Below are 17,663 nucleotides of genomic sequence, written 5' to 3'. Positions count from 1 at the left end.
AGCCTTGCCGGAAATCGCTTCTGAATCAAGTCCGCACGGCGCAGGTGTGGTATTTTTGGATCGCGCCGCCGTTACCGGCGTCCAACCTGGCGACAGATCAGGATCACCGGCAACAGCCCGACTGCCAGAATGACCAGTGACGGTACAGCCGCCCCTTCCAGCCGCTCGTCAGAGGCCAGACGATAGGCCTGAACAGCAAGTGTGTCGAAATTGAACGGGCGCATGATCAGCGTGGCGGGCAGCTCTTTCATCACGTCCACAAAGACGATCAGCAGTGCCGTCAGCAGCGACGGCGTCAGGATTGGCAGATGCACCCGACGTAATGTCCCCAGCGGGGACTGACCCAGCGACCGCGCAGCCGCATCCATATTGGCATGCACGGTGCTTTGCCCCCCTTCATAAGCACTGAGCGCCGCAGCCAGAAACCGCACCATATAGGCCGCAACCAGCAACCAGATAGACCCTGTCACCAGCAATCCGGTCGAGATGTCAAAAGTCCGGCGCATCCAGGCGTCCAACGCATTATCAAATCCTGCAAATGGAACAATCAGACCCACGGCAATCACACCGCCCGGAACCGCATATCCAAGGCGCGCGAGATAGGCGGAAATCGACGAGCCACGCCCCGGTCTGAGCCTCTGGAAGAACCCCATGCAGATCGCCGCACAGACAGTGATGACCGCCGCGGTTCCGGCCAGCGTCAGCGAGTTCCGGATAAAGCCGACATAGCGTCGTGACAGCAGATTTTGTTCAGACTCCATGCCCATTTGCACAAGGATTACCACCGGCAGAAGAAAGCCGAACAGGACCGGGATCGCACACAGAAGAAAGGCCGCAATGGCCTGCCATCCCTTGAGTTGCGCAGCAGGAAGAACCGCATGGCGTTTGCCTGCCTGATAGTATTTGGCCTTTCCCCGTTGCGTGCGTTCAGCCACCGCCATGACAAGGGCAAACCCCAGCAAACACAGGGCCAATTGGGCGGCAGCCGCCCGGTCGGCCATTGAAAACCAACTGGTATAGATGCCCGTGGCAAAGGTCTGCACGCCGAAATAGGCCACGGTGCCGAAATCGGCGATGGTTTCCATGACGGCCAGAAGAACACCGCCCGCAATGGCCGGGCGCGCCATGGGCAAAGACACGCGCCAGAACGCGGACCACGGCCCGTTGCCCAGCGCGCGCGCGGCCAGAAAGGCGGTCGCGCTTTGCTGCAGGAAGGCTGCGCGGGCCAACAGATAGACGTAAGGATAAAGTACAAGGATCAGCATGACCGCCGCGCCCTCGGTCGAGCGGATCTCGGGGAACCAATAGTCGCGGGGCCCCCAACCGGTCACATCGCGCAGGGTGGATTGGACGATTCCCGGGTGATCCAGAATGAACGTGTAGGCATAGGCCAGAACGTAAGCGGGAAAAGCCAGCGGCAACACCAGCGCGATTTCAAGCACACGCACGCCGGGAAAACGCGTCATCGTCACCAGCCAGGCCGCACCCACACCAATCGCAAAAGTTCCGATGGACACCAGCACCACAAGAACCGCCGTGGTCATCGCGTACCCTGGCAAAACAGTCTCTAACAAATGAGAAATCGTGTCCGTGCCGCCTGTGAACGCCGCCAGAACGACCGCCACCATGGGCAGCAGACAGGCTGCGGCAACCAGATAGGCGATGCCACCGACCAACCGTGTTCCCAACGCACCGCGATTGCGCGTTCCGTGTTCTGAGTATTCGACTTCGGCCATGGCTCCGGCGTTTTGACTGGCGACCTTACTGGGCTTCGCCTTTAATCGACCAAAACGCTAAGAAACACCAGTGGCAGGGTCAACAAATCTGCGAAACATGCTGCCGCAGATGTGTTGATGCGTTACTCGTAGACGCGCTGATCCTCGATCACCAGCCCGTCTTTGGGCAGGGAACCCGGTGCCACGACCTCGATCGCGCCTTTGAGTTTCAGAACCTCAACCACAGATCTGGAATAGGCACCATCATTCTCGCAGGGGCTTTCGATCTGCACGGTCATGGTGTCCATCTCACCCTGACGGGCGGCAATGACGCGGGCCTTGACGATCTCATCATGTTTGTCGACCAGCGCCGCGACCTGTTCCGGGCGCACGAACATGCCCTTGATCTTGGTGGTCTGATCGGCCCGGCCCATCCACCCCTTAATGCGCATATTGGTGCGACCGCAGGGAGAGGCTCCAGGCATGATGGCAGACAGATCGCCGGTCGCGAAGCGGATCAGCGGGTAATCGGGGTTTAGCGTGGTAACAACGACTTCGCCCACCTCGCCCGGGGCGACAGGCGTTCCGGTGCCGGGGGTGACAATCTCAACGATGACGTGCTCATCGATGATCATCCCCTCCATCGCGGGGCTTTCATAGGCGATGTTGCCGAGATCGGCGGTGGCATAGCATTGCAGGCAGGCGATGCCGCGATCTGCGTATTCCTGACGCAGCGACGGGAACAGCGCACCACCCCCGACAACGGCTTTCTGGAAGTGCAGGTCAACACCCATCGCATCTGCTTTGTCGAGGATGATCTTCAGGTAATCCGGCGTGCCCGCATAGGCCGTACAGCCCACATCACGGGCGGCGGTCACCTGCAGTTCGGTCTGGCCGGTGCCTGCGGGCAGCACGGCGGCCCCAACCGCTTGCGCGCCGCTTTCAAAGATCATGCCCGCCGGGGTCAGGTGATAGCCGAAACAGTTCTGCACGATGTCGCCGGGGCCAATCCCGGCGGCGTTCAGGAACCGGCCCATGCGCCACCAGTCATGATCGGTGCTGCCGGGCTCATAGATCGGGCCCGGAGACTGAAACACATGCTGGAAATGCCGCGCGGGCTTGACGGTGAACCCACCGAACGGAGGCCGCGTGCCCTGCGCCTGCGTCAGATCGGATTTGCGCAGCACCGGCAGGTTGGCCAAAGCCTCGGCACTGGTCACAACGCTCGCGTCGATGCCTGCAAGGATATTTGCATAACCAGGGGCCGATTGCGCCCGCTCGATCTGCGCCGGCAGCGCGCGGGCGTGATCGGCCGCGCGTTCATCGGCGGATCGGGTTTCAAGCTTGTCGAAAAAACTCATCGAAAGATCCTCCATCCGCTTACAGCCATCTCTTGCGGCGGCGGTATGAGCGCACGTCGCGAAAGCTTTTGCGGCCTTCGTCCGACATGCCGAGGTAGAATTCCTTGACGTCCGGGTTTTCGCGCAGTTCAGCGGCGGGGCCATCCATCACAATGCGACCCGATTCCAGAATATAACCGTAATGCGCAAACCTGAGCGCCACATTCGTGTTCTGTTCAGCCAGCAGGAAAGACACGCCTTCCTTCTCGTTCAGGTCCTTCACAATGCCGAAAATCTCTTCGACTAGTTGCGGAGCCAGACCCATCGAGGGCTCATCCAGCAGAATGGTTTCAGGTCGCGACATCAGCGCCCGACCCATCGCCACCATTTGCTGCTCACCGCCCGAAGTGTAACCTGCCTGCGATTTGCGGCGTTCCTTGAGGCGAGGGAAATAGGTATAAACCAGCTCCAGATCCTGCTGAATTGCCGCCGCGCCATCCTTGCGGGTATAGGCCCCGGTCAGCAGGTTCTCCTCGACCGTCAGGTGTTCGAAACAGTGGCGGCCTTCCATCACCTGAATGACGCCCTTTTCCACCAGATCAGCCGGGTCGCTTTCATGCACGCTGGTGCCGCGATAGGTGATCGTTCCCTTGGTCACCTCGCCGCGTTCCGAATGCAGCAGGTTCGACACAGCCTTCAGCGTCGTTGTCTTGCCCGCACCGTTGCCACCCAGCAACGCCGTGATGCCACCCTTGGGCACGGTCAGGCTGACGCCTTTCAGCACAAGGATCACATGGTTGTAGATCACCTCGATATTGTTGACCTCAAGCAGGGTTTCCGCCTGCACGTCCGTGGTTTGAGCCGCATCCAGCATCAGCGCGTGTCCTCATGCGAGTGTTGGGGTCGGGGCGGCGAGACCGCCGCCCCGGAATTCAAAGCGCCTTAGCTGCAGCGCCCCTCGATGTTGTTCTCTGCGGCGAAAGCCGAGGAATCCGCATCAATCAGCGGCTGAATGACGTCCTGATCCGACTGTTTGAAGTCCGAGATCAGCGACCATGTCTTCGTCGACGCATCCCATTGGGTCACACCCACCAGACCGTCACCACCATGGTTGCCGCACGACACTGAGAAGGTGGGTCCGAAATTCGGCAGGCCCAGTTCGCTCATCAGCGCCTCGTCAATCACCAGCGCTTCCATGCCGTCGCGCATCATGACCGAGTCGATATCTGCGACGCCGTGCATCTCTTGCGCCTTTTTGGCAGCCTCGGCCACCAGCATCGCCGCATAGAGACCCCGGTTATACAGAACCGTACCGGACTGATCGCCCGCACCTGCAGACAGGTTCTTGTCATAGACATGGGTCTTGAGGTCTTCGTAGATCGGGTAATCCGCACCCACATTGTGGAAGCTCAGCGCCTTATAGCCATTTGCGGCCTCACCCGTGGGCAACACGTCGTTCTCTGACCCAGACCACCAGACACCGATGAAATTCTCCATTGGATAGCGGATGTTCGCGGCTTCTTGCACCGCAACCTGGTTCATCACGCCCCAGCCCCACATCAGGACATAGTCGGGGCGGTCACGGCGGATTTGCAGCCACTGTGATTTCTGCTCTTGTCCCGGATGATCGACGGGCAGCGCCACCAATTCGAACCCATGCTTTTCAGACAGTTCTTCAAGTGTGCGGATCGGTTCCTTGCCATAGGCCGAGTTGTGATAGACCAGAGCGATCTTCTTGCCCGAGATGTCGCCGTCATTGATATCAAGGATGTGATTGATCGCACCGGATGCGCCATCCCAGTAGTTGGCCGGGAAGTTGAACACCCATTCGAATACCGACCCGTTCTTGGCCGAGGTACGTCCCAGACCCGATGTCAGCATCGGAATCTTGTCCACTGCAAGCTTAGGGATCAACTGATAGGTGATACCGGTCGACAGCGGTTGATAGACCAGCGCGCCTTCCCCCTTGGTCGCTTCATAACATTCCACACCTTTTTCGGTGTTATACGCAGTCTCGCATTCCGGAACGCTGACAGTGACTCCACCAATGCCGCCGTCACGCTCGTTCAGCAGGGTGAAATAGTCGGCGTAGCCGTCCGCAAACGGGATACCGCCGGCGGCGTAAGGCCCTGTACGATAACTTAGCGATGGGAAAACGAGGTCGGCCATAACCGGACCTGCCGCCATTACGGCGCCCAGCGCCATGGTTGCCAGTTTCAATTTCATCGGGTGTCTCCTCCCTTGGTTGGTCCGATGGTGAGTTCGGGCTTTGCACCCGTTATCTGGTTGGGCCTGCCCGCTTAATGCGGGAACGGCCAGAGTCTGAGCTTTTCTTTTGCAACGCGCCACAGCTGCGCCAGCCCGTGAGGTTCAAGGATCAGGAACATGATGATCAGCAAGCCGACGATCACGAGGTTCAGATGCGCCACGATATCCGTTGGCCAGCCCAGCATATCCGCGCCGACAACCTTCAGAACCACCGGCAACAGAACCAGGAAAGCCGCACCCGCGAAACACCCGAAGATTGACCCTAATCCGCCGATAATGATCATGAACAGAACCAGGAATGATTTCTGGATGCCAAAGACCTCTCCGACCTCGACGGCGCCCAGATAGACAGCAAAGAACAGCGCGCCCGAGACGCCCACAAAGAAAGAGCTGACGGCAAAGGCGGTCAACTTGGCCTTCAGCGGATTCACCCCGATGATTTCGGCTGCAATATCCATGTCGCGGATCGCCATCCATTTGCGGCCTGTGGTGCCGCGCGTCAGGTTGCGGGCAATAACGGCGCAGAATGTCAGGAAGATCAGGCAGAACAGGTAGGTCGCCCAAGCCGGAGCGTTCGGACCGGTAATGATGATGCCGAACACATCCCGTTCGGGCGCGTTGATCTGACCCGAGGCCGAGTAGTTGTAGAACCATGGCACCCGGTTAAAGAGCCAGACCAGAAAGAACTGCGCGGCCAGCGTGGCCACCGCCAGATAGAACCCCTTGATCCGCAGGGACGGCAGACCGAACAGAACGCCGACCAGGGCCGTGACCCCACCTGCCAGAAGAATATGGATGAACATGCTGACATCGGGAAATGCGGTCATCAGTTTGTAACAGGCATAGGCCCCCACGGCCATGAACCCGCCCGTGCCCAAGCTGACCTGCCCGCAATAGCCCACCAGAATGTTCAGTCCGATCGCTGCAATCGCATAGATCAGGAACGGCAGCAGCAGCGCGTTCGCCCAATAATCGTTGATGATGAATGGGATAATCCCAAACGCGACCGCCAGCACGACGTAATACCGGTACCGGTCGAACTTGATCGGGAAAGTCTGGTTGTCATCCACGTACGAGACTTTGAAGTCCCCGGCCTCACGATAGAACATGTCTTACTTTCCCCATTCTTCCTGCGCCTGGTTGCGCACGGCAGCGTCCAGTTGGTTCGACCCTTTGGCATATCCCGTCGCCTCGGATGCTCGCACCAGTTTCAGATAGGCCAGAACGCCCATGATCAGCCCGGCAAAAGCCAAAATCGCGGCGATGGTCAGCTGCCCGTCTGTCAGATCATCCGAAGTGAGGGCGATATAGCCAAACGCCCAGAAGCCGGCCCATGCAATCACGTTGACGATGGCGATCAGTTTTTGCATCGCTACACCCTCTCGATGATCTTCTCACCGAACAGGCCTTGCGGTCGGAACACGAGGAAGATCAACGCCAGTACATAAGCGAACCAGTTCTCGGTCGCGCCGCCCACCAGCGGGCCAATGGCAAATTCAAACAGCTTTTCGCCCACCCCGATGATCAGTCCGCCAACAATGGCTCCGGGGATCGAGGTGAACCCGCCCAGCATCAGTACTGGCAACGCCTTGAGCGCAATCAGCGACAGTGAGAACTGCACACCTGATTTCGTGCCCCACATGATCCCTGCGACCAGCGCAACAAAGCCTGCAACCGACCAGACCATGACCCAGATGAAATTCAGCGAAATCCCCACCGAGAGCGCCGCCTGATGGTCATCGGCCACCGCCCGCATTGCTCGACCCTGCTTGGTATATTGGCTGAACGCCACCAGCGCCGCCACAAGCAGGGCTGCGATGACAGTCGCAATGATGTCCAGATTGTCGATGAAGAAGCCGTAGCCGAAGATGTTGAACGTGCTTTCATCAATCCACAGGTTGATACCCTGCGGCAGACCTACATCCAGCGTCTTGATCTCGGATCCCCACATCAGGTCTGCCACGCCTTCGAGCAGATAGGCGAGGCCAATCGTAGCCATGAACAGAATGATAGGCTCCTGGCCCACAAGATGCCGCATCACGAACCGCTGCACGGCCCAGGCCAGCAGCACCATGACAGCCATGGTCAGGACAATTGCCAGCAAAGCGGGCACGTTCCAGCCAAAGTAGTGGATATGGGTTCCGAATGTGGCATTGATCAGATGCGCAAACGGCACTTGCCCGTTCATGATCCCGACCAAGGTCATCGCCGCAAACAGGGCCATAACACCTTGCGCATAGTTGAAAATTCCCGAAGCCTTGTAGATCAGCACAAAGCCCAGCGCGACCAAAGCGTAAAGAACTCCGGCCATCAGGCCATTCAGAATGACCTCCATCGCGAATACCAACTGATCAGGCATGTACGCCCCCTCTCATGTCTGTCAGATGCTCAGTCATGGCTGACCCCCAGATACGCGTCGATAACTTCCTGATTGTTGCGCACCTCGTCAGGCGTGCCATCCCCGATCTTACGGCCGTAATCCATCACCACCACGCGGTCGCTCAGGTCCATGACCACGCCCATATCATGTTCGATCAGAGCAATCGTGGTGCCGAACTCATCATTCACGTCCAGAACAAAGCGGCTCATGTCCTCTTTCTCTTCGACGTTCATCCCGGCCATCGGCTCATCCAGCAGCAACAGCTTCGGCTCAGCCGCCAGGGCACGCGCCAGTTCGACGCGTTTCTTCAACCCGTATGGCAGGCGCGATACCGGAGTTTTACGAATGTGCTGAATTTCCAGAAAATCGATGATCTTCTCGACGGCTTCACGGTTCTCGGTCTCTTCCGCTTCGGCCTTTCCCTTCCACAGAGCCTGCTGGAGGATGTTGGTCTTCATAAATCCCAACCGCCCGGTCATCACGTTGTCCAGAACGCTCATCCCCTCGAACAACGCAATATTCTGGAACGTCCGCGCGATCCCCTGCTGCGCCACCTCGAACGGGCGCATAGGTGGGCGTTTGGCCCCGTGAAACCAGACTTCGCCCTCCTGCGGGACATAAAACCCCGAGATCACATTCAGCATCGAGGATTTCCCGGCCCCGTTCGGCCCGATAATCGCCCGAATCTCGCCCTCGCGAATGTCGAACGAGATATCCTTGATCGCCACCACGCCACCAAACCGCAGAGTGATGTTCTTCATCTCCATCACCACACCGCCGATCTTGCGACCGTCTTCGGTGACATATCCTTCGGAATTATCCAGCATCAGACACTCCCTGACATAAAAACGGGACGGCGGGCGGGGCGACGACCGTATGGTCGAGCGTCGCTCGAACGGCCCTCATTCCGCCGCCACCTTATGCTGCACGGCTGTGACAACAGGCGCGTCGACGATCTCCAACGTGGCCGAGATCGACCCTTTGCGCCCATCCTCATAAGTCACCTCAGTCGTGGTCGAAACACTGGACGACCCGTCATAGAGCGCATCAATAATGTCTTGGAACTTCTCTTCCACAAACCCGCGCCGCACCTTGCGGGTCCGGGTCATCTCGCCATCGTCTGCATCCAGTTCCTTGTGCAACACCACGAAGCGATGCACCTGACAGCCTGACAACATTTCATCAGCGGCAACCGACTTGTTCACCTCTTCCACATGGGATTTGATCGTCTCTAACACACGCGGATTCGCCGTCAGTTCCTGATACGAACCGTAGGCCACGTTGTTACGCTCGGCCCAGTTCCCCACAGCGGTCAGATCGATATTGATAAAGGCAACGCAGCGATCCTTGCCGTTGCCGAACAGCACGACCTCAAGAATATCCGGGAAGAACTTCAGCTTGTTCTCGACATATTTCGGCGCGAACATCGACCCGTCGGCCATCTTCCCCACGTCCTTGGCGCGATCGATGATCCGCAGATGGCCCGAGTCTTCCTCGATAAATCCGGCATCCCCGGTGGCCACCCAACCCTCGGCATCCTTGGTCGAGGCCGTCGAGTCCGGGTTGTTGTAATACTCGACGAACACCCCGGGTGAGCGATAGTGAATCTCACCTTTGTCGTCGATCTTCAACTCGACATCCGGTGCGGGCACACCAACGGTGTCCGCCCGAACCTCGCCATCGGGCTGCACAGTGATGAACACGGTCGCCTCGGTCTGACCGTAAAGCTGCTTCAGGTTGATGCCCAAAGAGCGATAGAAATCAAAGATTTCCGGCCCAATCGCCTCACCCGCTGTATAACCCACGCGGAACCGACCATAGCCAAGCGTATCTTTTAGCGGGCCATAGACCAGCAAATTGCCCAGCGCGTATTTCAGCTTGTCACCAAAGCCCACCGGCTTGCCGTCCAGCAGCAACCCACCCACCTTCTTGGCGTGCGCCATGAAGTGATGGAACATACGTTGCTTCAGCTTGCCCGCATCCTCCATCCGGATCATGACGTTGGTCAGCTGGGTTTCGAACACGCGCGGCGGGGCGAAGAAATAAGTCGGCCCGATTTCGCGCAGGTCGGTCATCATCGTGTCGGCGCTTTCGGGACAGTTCACGCAGAAGCCGCACCAATAGGCCTGACCGATGGAGAAGATGAAATCGCCCACCCAGGCCATCGGCAGGTAGGACAGGATGTCTTCGTTCCGGGTCAGATGATCGAACTCGGCGGAGTTCTTGGCGCTTTCAATCACATTCCGGTTCGACAGCACCACGCCCTTGGGCTTGCCTGTCGTTCCGCTGGTATAAAGCATCACGCAGGTATCGTCATAGGTGATCGCCGCGATGCGCTTGTCCAGTTCCACATCGAACCGCGCATGACCGGCGCTGCCCTCGGCCATGATATCGTCCAGCGCGTTCATCTGGGAATGGTCGTATTTCCGCATACCGCGCTTGTCGGTATAGAGGATATGTTTGACCTGATTGAGATTTTCCTGAATCTCAATGACCTTGTCGACCTGCTCCTGATCGCCGCAGACCACGTATTTCGCGCCGCAATGTTCCAGCACATAGGCCATCTCTTCGGCGACCGAGTCCTGATACAAAGGCACCGGCACCGCGCCCACCATCTGCGCGGCCACCATCGACCAGTAATGCGCCGGACGGTTGCGGCCTATGACGGCGATATGGTCGCCTTTCTCAACACCAATCTCCAGAAACCCAAGCGCTATCGCACGGATTTCCTTGGCCGTTTCAGCCCAGGACCAGCATTGCCAGATCCCGAAATCCTTCTCCCGATAGGCCGGGGCATCCCCGAACTGAGCGACATTGCGGTGTAGCAGCGCCGGAAGGGACTGCATCCCCTCAGCGCCCGACTGCGTCTGAGCCAATCTTTCTCTCCTCCCCACCCGACCCCTCCCCGGGTCGGAAATGGCGGGTCCGGGATTGTGCCCGAACGCCAATGCCCCATTGAGGGCACGGCCACGATCAGCGTCAAGTTTTGCCTGATGTTTTCTCAATTCTTACGAATTGTAACAGCGGTGGAGGAGTGTTCCTGAGGATTGAACGGTTTACAAGACCTCGCTTGGCGAGGCAGGTGATATGTGCGACCTCTACCGCATGTGTGTTTTAGGCAATTAATTAGGTAAGTTGATGACCAACACCATCTATAGGTTTTTGTTCATATTGAGCTTGCTCACGGGATCAGGGACAGTTGCAGAGCAACCCTCGGAGGTACTGATCCAGGGGCATATTAAAGTTGAAGACGATGAAGTTGTTTTTCGGTTTACTTGTGAAGAGTCTGCGGATTGCAAGGTTGCTATGGGAGACTTTGAAAGCACTCTAAGGCCAGGGCGCAATATCGTTTTCTTCCAGATCGTAAAAAGTGCAGGCAAGTTTCAATTCATCAATGAAAACAGGCACGCGATTATTCAATATGGAAAAAGCGTCAACACGTTTTCAATATTTGATACTGCAGACGCAGATTTTGTCAGAAATGGCGCAAATACTCCGGTTGGGTATCTCAAATTGTCGGTGACACGCATTGAGTAACCCGGTGCTTGCGCGGCGGCTTTTGAGGCTCTAGAGCCAATCCCGCAAAATCGGGATCAGAGGCACATCCGCCGCGGGCATCGGATAATTCCGCAGATCATTCCCCCGCACCCATTTTAACGCCTGACCTTCTTTCGACTGCGGAATGCCCTCCCACTTGCGACAAGCAAACAGAGGCATGAGCAAGTGAAAGTCGTCATAGCTGTGGCTGGCGAAGGTCAGCGGCGCGAGGCAGGAGGTCCAGGTGTTGATGCCCAATTCCTCGTGCAATTCACGGATCAGGGCGGCCTCAGGGGTTTCGCCGGGTTCGATTTTGCCGCCGGGGAATTCCCAGAGACCGGCCATGGATTTGCCCTCGGGGCGTTGGGCCAGCAGGACCCGACCCTCGATGTCGATCAGGGCGACGGCAGATACCAGAACTGTTTTCACGAGCGGTAATCCGCGTTGATCTCGATATATCCATGGGTCAGGTCGCAGGTCCAGACGGTGGATTTGCCCTCGGCCAAGCCTAGATCGACGGCGATTACTAAGTCCTGACCTTTCATGTAGGTGGCAGCGTCTTCTTCGCTGTAATCGGGACTAACCCAGCCTTTTTCGGCGACAAGGATGTCTCCGAAAGAGATGCTCAGGCGGTCGCGATCAGCGGCGGCTCCGGACTTGCCGATGGCCATGACGATACGGCCCCAGTTTGGGTCTTCGCCCGCGATGGCGGTTTTGACCAAAGGAGAATTGGCGATGGCAAGCCCGTGGGTTTTGGCGTCGGAATCCGTGGCAGCTCCGGTCACACGAATTTCTACGAATTTCGTGGCCCCTTCACCGTCGCGCACCACTTGCTGCGCGAGGTCCAGCATTACCGATTCCAAAGCGTCCGCAAAGGCGGTGTTGCCGGTGACATCGACGCCCGAGGCCCCGGTGGCGCACAGAAGCAGGCTGTCCGAGGTCGAGGTGTCGCTGTCGACCGTGATACAATTGAAAGTACGATCTGTCTGTTCACCCAGCATGGCCTGCAAGGCAGATTGCTCCACCTGCGCATCGGTGAAGATGTAGACCAGCATCGTCGCCATGTCGGGCGCGATCATGCCGGAGCCCTTGGCAATCCCCCCAATAGAGACTGTTTTCCCGTCAATCTCGACCTGCGCCGACGCGCCTTTCGGGAAGGTATCAGTGGTCATGATGGCGCGCGCCGCGTCTTCGATGGCGTGGCGGCTGAGGCCCGATTTCAGCGCCTCAAGCTGGGTCACGATACGGTCGTGCGGCAGTGGCTCGCCGATCACGCCGGTGGATGAGGTAAACACACGCTCGACCGGCACACCAGTCGCCGTGGCGACAGCCTGCGTTACCTCGGCCACCGAGGTCTGCCCGAAATGACCCGTGAAAGCATTGGCGTTGCCCGAGTTCACAAGGATCGCCGCGGGCCCGTCGCTGGGTCCGCCGATCTTGTCCTGACAATCCAGCACCGGGGCCGCGCGGGTGGCGGATCGGGTGAAAACCCCGGCCACCGAAGTGCCGGGGTCCAGCACGGCCAGCATCACATCGGTGCGGCCCTGATAGCGGACGCCCGCCGCGACCGTCGCAAAGCGCACGCCGTCGATGGCGGGCAGTTCGGGAAAGCTCGCCGGGGCCAGCGGGGAAACCTTGGTGATCGTCGCCACGGGGGTTACTCCTGCAGCAATTCGATCTGGCGCATGATCTCGGGGCCTGCACCTTCCAGCGCTGGGCGTTCGATCTGAGCCTGCTGGGTCAATTCATCAATTTTGGTCTGAATCGCCTCTTGCCGCAGAGTTTGCGCCAGTTCCTCGCGTACTGCCGCCAGATCCGGGGCCTGCGATTTGCGTTTGTCATTCAGGATCAGCACATGCCAGCCGAATTGGGTCTGCACCGGGTCCGAGATCTGGCCTTTCTCCAGCTCAAGAACGGCCGCCTCAAACGGAGGCACCATCTGTCCCTTGCCGAACCAACCCAACGCGCCCCCGTTAGGTCCGGACGGGCCGGTGGATCTCTCTTTCGCAAGCTCGGCAAAATCAGCTCCGCCATCCAGCTGCGCCTTGATTTCCTTGGCCTCTTCTTCGGTCGCGACAAGGATATGGCTGGCATCAAACTCATCCGCGCCCTCGAAACCTGCGAATTGCGCATCATAGGCGGCCTGAATGGCATCGTCCGTCACGGTGGCGGCGGTGATCTCTTCGACCGTCTGAACCGCGCGCAGGGACCGGGTTTCATTTTCCAGCCGCAATGCATTCAGCGTGTTCAGGTTCTCCTGCTCAAGGCTAAGCAGATGCTGCTGAACCAGTTGTTCGAGGATGAAATCATAAAGCACGTCGTCTTCAAGCTGCTGATACTGCGGCGGCAATGTCGTTGCGGTGGCGATAACGTGACCCAATGTGATCTCGTCCCCGTTCACACGCGCCACAACCGTCGATGCATCGGGCGCGGTTTGAGCGGCAAGCGGCAGGGCCATCGCGGCGGTTATGACCAGCGATGGAAGAAAAGTGAGGCCTTTGGGCATGGAATCATCCTATTTCTTTGCCGCGACGGGGCGCAGCGTTGACACTTCAGAACCTGCCGCTTACATCGCTTTGAAGCCTTGGACAGGGCCGCCTTTCACCCCCCGTATCTATGGGTTGCGCGCAAGGTGGGCAAGCCTGTCGCAACCAAGACAAGAACAGATCCGCTGGAGTGAACATGCTGGGACTCGGAACGCTCGCCAAAAAGGTGTTCGGAACACCGAACGACCGCAAGATCAAGGCGACACGCCCATTGATCGACAAGATCAACGCGCTGGAACCCGAGTTCGAGAAACTGACCGATGAGGGCTTGATCGAAAAGACCGCCGAGCTGCGCAAACGCGCGCTGGACGGCGAAAGTCTGGATGATCTGCTCCCCGAAGCCTTTGCCAATGTGCGCGAAGGCGGTCGTCGTGCGCTGGGTCTGCGGGCCTTTGACGTGCAGCTGATGGGGGGCGTGTTCCTGCATCAGGGCAACATCTCGGAAATGAAGACGGGTGAAGGCAAGACCTTGGTCGCGACCCTTCCTGCCTATCTGAACGCGCTGACCGGCAAGGGCGTGCATATCGTCACGGTGAACGAATACCTGGCCAAGCGCGACTCGGAATGGATGGGCAAGGTATTTGCTGCCGTGGGCATGACCACTGGCGTGATCTGGTCGGGTCAGCCTGATGCAGAAAAGATGGCGGCTTATTCCTGTGACATCACCTATGCCACCAACAATGAGCTGGGCTTCGACTATCTGCGCGACAATATGAAAGCCGAACTGGATCAGGTTTACCAGAAGCACCACAATTACGCGATTGTGGACGAAGTGGATTCGATCCTGATCGATGAAGCCCGTACGCCGCTGATTATCTCGGGCCCATCCGAGGACCGATCCGAGCTTTACACATCGATCGATGCGCTGATCCCCACTCTGGGCGAAGACCATTTTACGCTGGACGAAAAAACCCGAAATGTGACCTTCACCGACGAAGGCAACGAGTTTCTGGAAAGCCAGCTGCAGGCAGCCGGTCTTATCGAAGAGGGGCATTCGCTCTACGATCCCGAAAGCACCACTGTTGTGCACCACGTCAATCAGGGTCTGCGCGCGCACAAGCTGTTCCAGCGCGACAAGGATTACATCGTGCGTGACGGTAACGTGGTGCTGATCGACGAATTCACGGGTCGCATGATGCCGGGCCGCCGCCTGTCCGAGGGCCTGCACCAGGCCATCGAAGCCAAGGAAGGCGTACAGATTCAGCCCGAAAACGTGACGCTGGCCAGCGTGACCTTCCAGAATTACTTCCGGCTTTATGACAAGCTGGGCGGAATGACCGGCACCGCGCTGACCGAGGCTGAAGAATTTGCCGAAATCTACGGGCTTGGCGTGGTTGAGGTTCCGACCAACAAACCAATTGCCCGTGAGGATGAAGACGACCAAGTCTATCGCACCGCCGTCGAAAAGTATGGTGCGATGATCTCGGAGACCAAGAAAGCGCAGGAAAAAGGTCAACCGGTTCTGCTGGGAACCACGTCCATCGAGAAATCTGAATTGCTGAGCCAGCTTCTGACCAAGGAAGGCATTGAGCATAACGTTCTGAATGCGCGTCAGCACGAGCAGGAGGCGCAGATCGTCGCCGATGCAGGCCGGTTCGGGGCGGTCACCATCGCAACCAACATGGCCGGGCGCGGCACAGACATTCAGTTGGGCGGCAATGTGGAAATGAAAGTGCTGCGGGCGCTGGCCGAGAATCCCGAAGCAGATCCCTCGGAACTGCGCACCAAGGAAGAAGCGCGCCATGCCGAGGAGAAGGAAAAAGTGCTGGAAGCCGGCGGGCTTTACGTCATGGCGTCAGAACGCCACGAAAGCCGCCGCATCGACAACCAGCTGCGGGGCCGGTCCGGCCGTCAGGGTGATCCGGGCCGCACTGTCTTTTACCTGAGCCTGGAAGACGATTTGATGCGCATTTTTGGCTCCGAACGGTTGGACAAGGTTCTGACCACTTTGGGGATGAAAGAAGGCGAGGCGATCATTCACCCCTGGGTCAACAAATCTCTGGAGCGTGCGCAGTCCAAGGTCGAGGGGCGCAACTTCGACATGCGCAAGACCGTCTTGAAGTTCGATGACGTGATGAACGATCAGCGCAAGGTGATCTTCAGCCAGCGGCGCGAAATCATGTCCACAGATGATCTGTCCGAGATCGTGTCAGACATGCGCGAGCAGGTGATCGACGATCTGATCGATGAGTACATGCCACCGAAATCTTATGCTGACCAATGGGATACTGATGGCCTGCACGAAGCGGTCAAGGACAAGCTGACCATTGACGCGCCGGTTCAGGAATGGGCCGCCGAGGAAGGCGTGGATGATGAGCAGGTGCGCGAGCGTCTGGTCAAGGCTGCGGACGAAATGATGGCACAAAAGGCCGTCGCCTTTGGCCCCGAGAACATGCGCAACATCGAAAAACAGGTGTTGCTGCAGACCATCGACGGGAAATGGCGCGAACACCTGCTGACGCTGGAGCATCTGCGCTCGGTCGTCAGTTTCCGGGGCTATGCCCAGCGCGACCCGCTGAACGAATACAAAAACGAAAGCTTCCAGCTGTTTGAATCCATGCTGGACGGTCTGCGCGAGACGGTGACACAGCAGCTGTCGCGCGTGCGCCCACTGACCGAGGAAGAGCAAAAGGAAATGCTGGCGCAGATGGCCGCGCAACAGGCCGCAAGTCAGAAAGCGGTCGAACAGGCCACCGATCAGGCCGAAGCACTGGCCGAGGCCGAAGCCTCGGGCGACCCGCGCCCCGGCTTTGTCGAGGACGACCCCGAGACCTGGGGAAACCCGTCGCGCAATGACAAATGCCCCTGCGGTTCAGGCAAGAAATTTAAACATTGCCACGGCAGGTTGACCTAACGTTATGTGAACTAAGTCACAATGAGTCCGCCTGTCGGCCACATATTGGCCTCGATTCGGCGACAATGTACGACTCGCTCCTTCAACTGGGGAGGGTGTCTTGTTTGTAATAAAGAACTACGTGACCACGGGCGGTACTGTTGCCTGCGCCCTGGCCATCGGATATTTGATGCAGAACGAGACGGCTTTGAGACCCAAGGCCGATCCCGTCACAACCGGCGTGGCAATCGCCTCGACCGAAGATACAGCCTTGGCTGGTCTGGAAGATGTCGTGCTGACATCGTCTTCACCCGACCAGACCCGTGCAAATCCGTTGCGAAAATCGACGTTACCCACTTCGCTCAAACCGCGCGATGCGGCGACCTGCAACGTAACGGCAAGGGCGATGCCCAAGCCCGGTGCATCTGTTCAACTGCAGATCAAAGCGCCCTGCCATACCGACGACTCGATTGAGATTCACCACAGCGGTCTGGTCTTCTCAGCCATGACCGATACACGAGGGCATCTGAACATTACTGTCCCGGCACTGTCCGAATATGCGATCTTTCTGATCTCGCTGGGTGATCAAAAAGGGACCGTTGCCACAACCCATGTTCGCGACATCGCAATGTATTACCGTGTCGCATTGCAATGGCGCGGTGAAACCGAGCTTCAGCTGCACGCGCTGGAATTTGGGGCGGGTTACGGTGACGACGGCCATGTCTGGTCAGGATCGGAATCGGCAGGTGCAGGATCGGTGATCCATTTAGGGTTCGGCGAAACCAATATGGCGCGTAACATCCAAGTCTATTCCTTCCCAAATCAACGCGCATCACAGTCTGGCGCGATCGAACTGTCGGTCGAGGCCGAAGTGACCGCCGCCAATTGTGGGCAGGATCTGGATGTGTTGTCTCTGCAACTGCAGGCCAATCAACGCCTGGAAACCCAGGAAACCACCCTTAATTTTCCGGATTGCAGCGCGGTCGGGGATTTTCTGGTGTTGAATAATCTGTTCCAAGACCTGACAATCGCCGCAAAGTAATA

At 58.1% G+C, this 17,663-nt stretch carries 15 protein-coding genes; 3 read left to right on the top strand and 12 right to left on the bottom strand.

The genetic code is table 11. The features are described from left to right. Window positions 1–71: 71 nt before the first annotated feature. The 9 genes from ACRZ9X_RS14010 to ACRZ9X_RS13970 all read right to left on the bottom strand — a co-directional run bounded on the left by ACRZ9X_RS14010 (window position 72) and on the right by ACRZ9X_RS13970 (window position 10,549). Entirely contained in the window at window positions 72–1,736 is a 1,665-nt protein-coding gene (locus ACRZ9X_RS14010) for an ABC transporter permease (RefSeq protein WP_480519865.1), read from the bottom strand. Between the two features lie 122 nt (window positions 1,737–1,858). Next, window positions 1,859–3,076: a phenylacetate--CoA ligase family protein gene (locus ACRZ9X_RS14005; RefSeq protein WP_480519863.1), complete on the bottom strand. Its 1,218-nt coding sequence runs from the start codon at window positions 3,074–3,076 to the stop codon at window positions 1,859–1,861. Window positions 3,077–3,095: 19 nt separating this feature from the next. Continuing rightward, window positions 3,096–3,929 carry an ABC transporter ATP-binding protein gene (locus tag ACRZ9X_RS14000; protein ID WP_480519861.1) on the bottom strand — a complete coding sequence of 278 codons (834 nt, stop codon included), beginning with the start codon at window positions 3,927–3,929 and terminating at the stop codon, window positions 3,096–3,098. Window positions 3,930–3,997: 68 nt separating this feature from the next. Next, window positions 3,998–5,281 (bottom strand): ABC transporter substrate-binding protein, encoded by a 1,284-nt coding sequence (locus ACRZ9X_RS13995; protein ID WP_480519859.1) that lies wholly within the window; start codon window positions 5,279–5,281, stop codon window positions 3,998–4,000. Between the two features lie 74 nt (window positions 5,282–5,355). Then, window positions 5,356–6,432: a branched-chain amino acid ABC transporter permease gene (locus ACRZ9X_RS13990; protein WP_480519857.1), complete on the bottom strand. Its 1,077-nt coding sequence runs from the start codon at window positions 6,430–6,432 to the stop codon at window positions 5,356–5,358. A gap of 3 nt (window positions 6,433–6,435) precedes the next feature. Beyond that, on the bottom strand, window positions 6,436–6,693 hold the full coding sequence (locus tag ACRZ9X_RS13985) for a hypothetical protein (protein ID WP_480519855.1): 258 nt from the start codon (window positions 6,691–6,693) through the stop codon (window positions 6,436–6,438). Between the two features lie 2 nt (window positions 6,694–6,695). Further along, window positions 6,696–7,682, bottom strand: coding sequence for a branched-chain amino acid ABC transporter permease (locus tag ACRZ9X_RS13980; protein ID WP_480519853.1), 987 nt, complete (start codon window positions 7,680–7,682; stop codon window positions 6,696–6,698). A gap of 29 nt (window positions 7,683–7,711) precedes the next feature. Next, window positions 7,712–8,530: an ABC transporter ATP-binding protein gene (locus tag ACRZ9X_RS13975; protein ID WP_480519851.1), complete on the bottom strand. Its 819-nt coding sequence runs from the start codon at window positions 8,528–8,530 to the stop codon at window positions 7,712–7,714. Between the two features lie 75 nt (window positions 8,531–8,605). Continuing rightward, complete coding sequence (locus tag ACRZ9X_RS13970) at window positions 8,606–10,549, bottom strand: AMP-binding protein (RefSeq protein WP_480520111.1); 1,944 nt, start codon at window positions 10,547–10,549, stop codon at window positions 8,606–8,608. Window positions 10,550–10,841: 292 nt separating this feature from the next. On the opposite strand from ACRZ9X_RS13970, the gene ACRZ9X_RS13965 reads away from it, so the two are divergent. Continuing rightward, window positions 10,842–11,240: a hypothetical protein gene (locus ACRZ9X_RS13965; protein WP_480519849.1), complete on the top strand. Its 399-nt coding sequence runs from the start codon at window positions 10,842–10,844 to the stop codon at window positions 11,238–11,240. Window positions 11,241–11,270: 30 nt separating this feature from the next. Here the strand turns inward: ACRZ9X_RS13965 and mutT are convergent, their stop codons facing one another. From mutT to ACRZ9X_RS13950, 3 genes are read right to left on the bottom strand one after another with little or no spacing between them, the layout of a single operon-like run. Beyond that, window positions 11,271–11,669, bottom strand: a complete 399-nt coding sequence (gene mutT, locus ACRZ9X_RS13960) for an 8-oxo-dGTP diphosphatase MutT (protein ID WP_480519847.1) — start codon at window positions 11,667–11,669, stop codon at window positions 11,271–11,273. Further along, window positions 11,666–12,892 carry a bifunctional glutamate N-acetyltransferase/amino-acid acetyltransferase ArgJ gene (gene argJ, locus ACRZ9X_RS13955; RefSeq protein ID WP_480519845.1) on the bottom strand — a complete coding sequence of 409 codons (1,227 nt, stop codon included), beginning with the start codon at window positions 12,890–12,892 and terminating at the stop codon, window positions 11,666–11,668. The genes mutT and argJ overlap by 4 nt, the downstream gene beginning before the upstream one ends. Window positions 12,893–12,897: 5 nt before the next feature. After that, on the bottom strand, window positions 12,898–13,746 hold the full coding sequence (locus ACRZ9X_RS13950; protein ID WP_480519843.1) for a peptidylprolyl isomerase: 849 nt from the start codon (window positions 13,744–13,746) through the stop codon (window positions 12,898–12,900). A gap of 176 nt (window positions 13,747–13,922) precedes the next feature. On the opposite strand from ACRZ9X_RS13950, the gene secA reads away from it, so the two are divergent. Both secA and ACRZ9X_RS13940 read left to right on the top strand, forming a co-directional pair. Beyond that, window positions 13,923–16,640 (top strand): preprotein translocase subunit SecA, encoded by a 2,718-nt coding sequence (gene secA, locus ACRZ9X_RS13945; protein ID WP_480519841.1) that lies wholly within the window; start codon window positions 13,923–13,925, stop codon window positions 16,638–16,640. A 100-nt stretch (window positions 16,641–16,740) separates the two neighbouring features. Further along, the gene (locus ACRZ9X_RS13940) at window positions 16,741–17,661 is read left to right on the top strand and encodes a hypothetical protein (protein WP_480519839.1); all 921 of its coding nucleotides are present in this window, start codon (window positions 16,741–16,743) and stop codon (window positions 17,659–17,661) included. Window positions 17,662–17,663 lie beyond the last annotated feature (2 nt).

It is taken from the genome of Ruegeria sp. AL1, from assembly GCF_056540905.1.
This window is presented reverse-complemented; position numbering and strand designations above follow the sequence as displayed.

Bases quoted from the DNA above. Each gene is read 5' to 3' on its own strand.
- ACRZ9X_RS14010 (WP_480519865.1), bottom strand. From the start codon at position 1,736: ATGGCCGAAGTCGAATACTCAGAACACGGAACGCGCAATCGCGGTGCG.
- ACRZ9X_RS14005 (WP_480519863.1), bottom strand. From the start codon at position 3,076: ATGAGTTTTTTCGACAAGCTTGAAACCCGATCCGCCGATGAACGCGCG.
- ACRZ9X_RS14000 (WP_480519861.1), bottom strand. From the start codon at position 3,929: ATGCTGGATGCGGCTCAAACCACGGACGTGCAGGCGGAAACCCTGCTT.
- ACRZ9X_RS13995 (WP_480519859.1), bottom strand. From the start codon at position 5,281: ATGAAATTGAAACTGGCAACCATGGCGCTGGGCGCCGTAATGGCGGCA.
- ACRZ9X_RS13990 (WP_480519857.1), bottom strand. From the start codon at position 6,432: ATGTTCTATCGTGAGGCCGGGGACTTCAAAGTCTCGTACGTGGATGAC.
- ACRZ9X_RS13985 (WP_480519855.1), bottom strand. From the start codon at position 6,693: ATGCAAAAACTGATCGCCATCGTCAACGTGATTGCATGGGCCGGCTTC.
- ACRZ9X_RS13980 (WP_480519853.1), bottom strand. From the start codon at position 7,682: ATGCCTGATCAGTTGGTATTCGCGATGGAGGTCATTCTGAATGGCCTG.
- ACRZ9X_RS13975 (WP_480519851.1), bottom strand. From the start codon at position 8,530: ATGCTGGATAATTCCGAAGGATATGTCACCGAAGACGGTCGCAAGATC.
- ACRZ9X_RS13970 (WP_480520111.1), bottom strand. From the start codon at position 10,549: ATGCAGTCCCTTCCGGCGCTGCTACACCGCAATGTCGCTCAGTTCGGG.
- ACRZ9X_RS13965 (WP_480519849.1), top strand. From the start codon at position 10,842: ATGACCAACACCATCTATAGGTTTTTGTTCATATTGAGCTTGCTCACG.
- ACRZ9X_RS13950 (WP_480519843.1), bottom strand. From the start codon at position 13,746: ATGCCCAAAGGCCTCACTTTTCTTCCATCGCTGGTCATAACCGCCGCG.
- secA (WP_480519841.1), top strand. From the start codon at position 13,923: ATGCTGGGACTCGGAACGCTCGCCAAAAAGGTGTTCGGAACACCGAAC.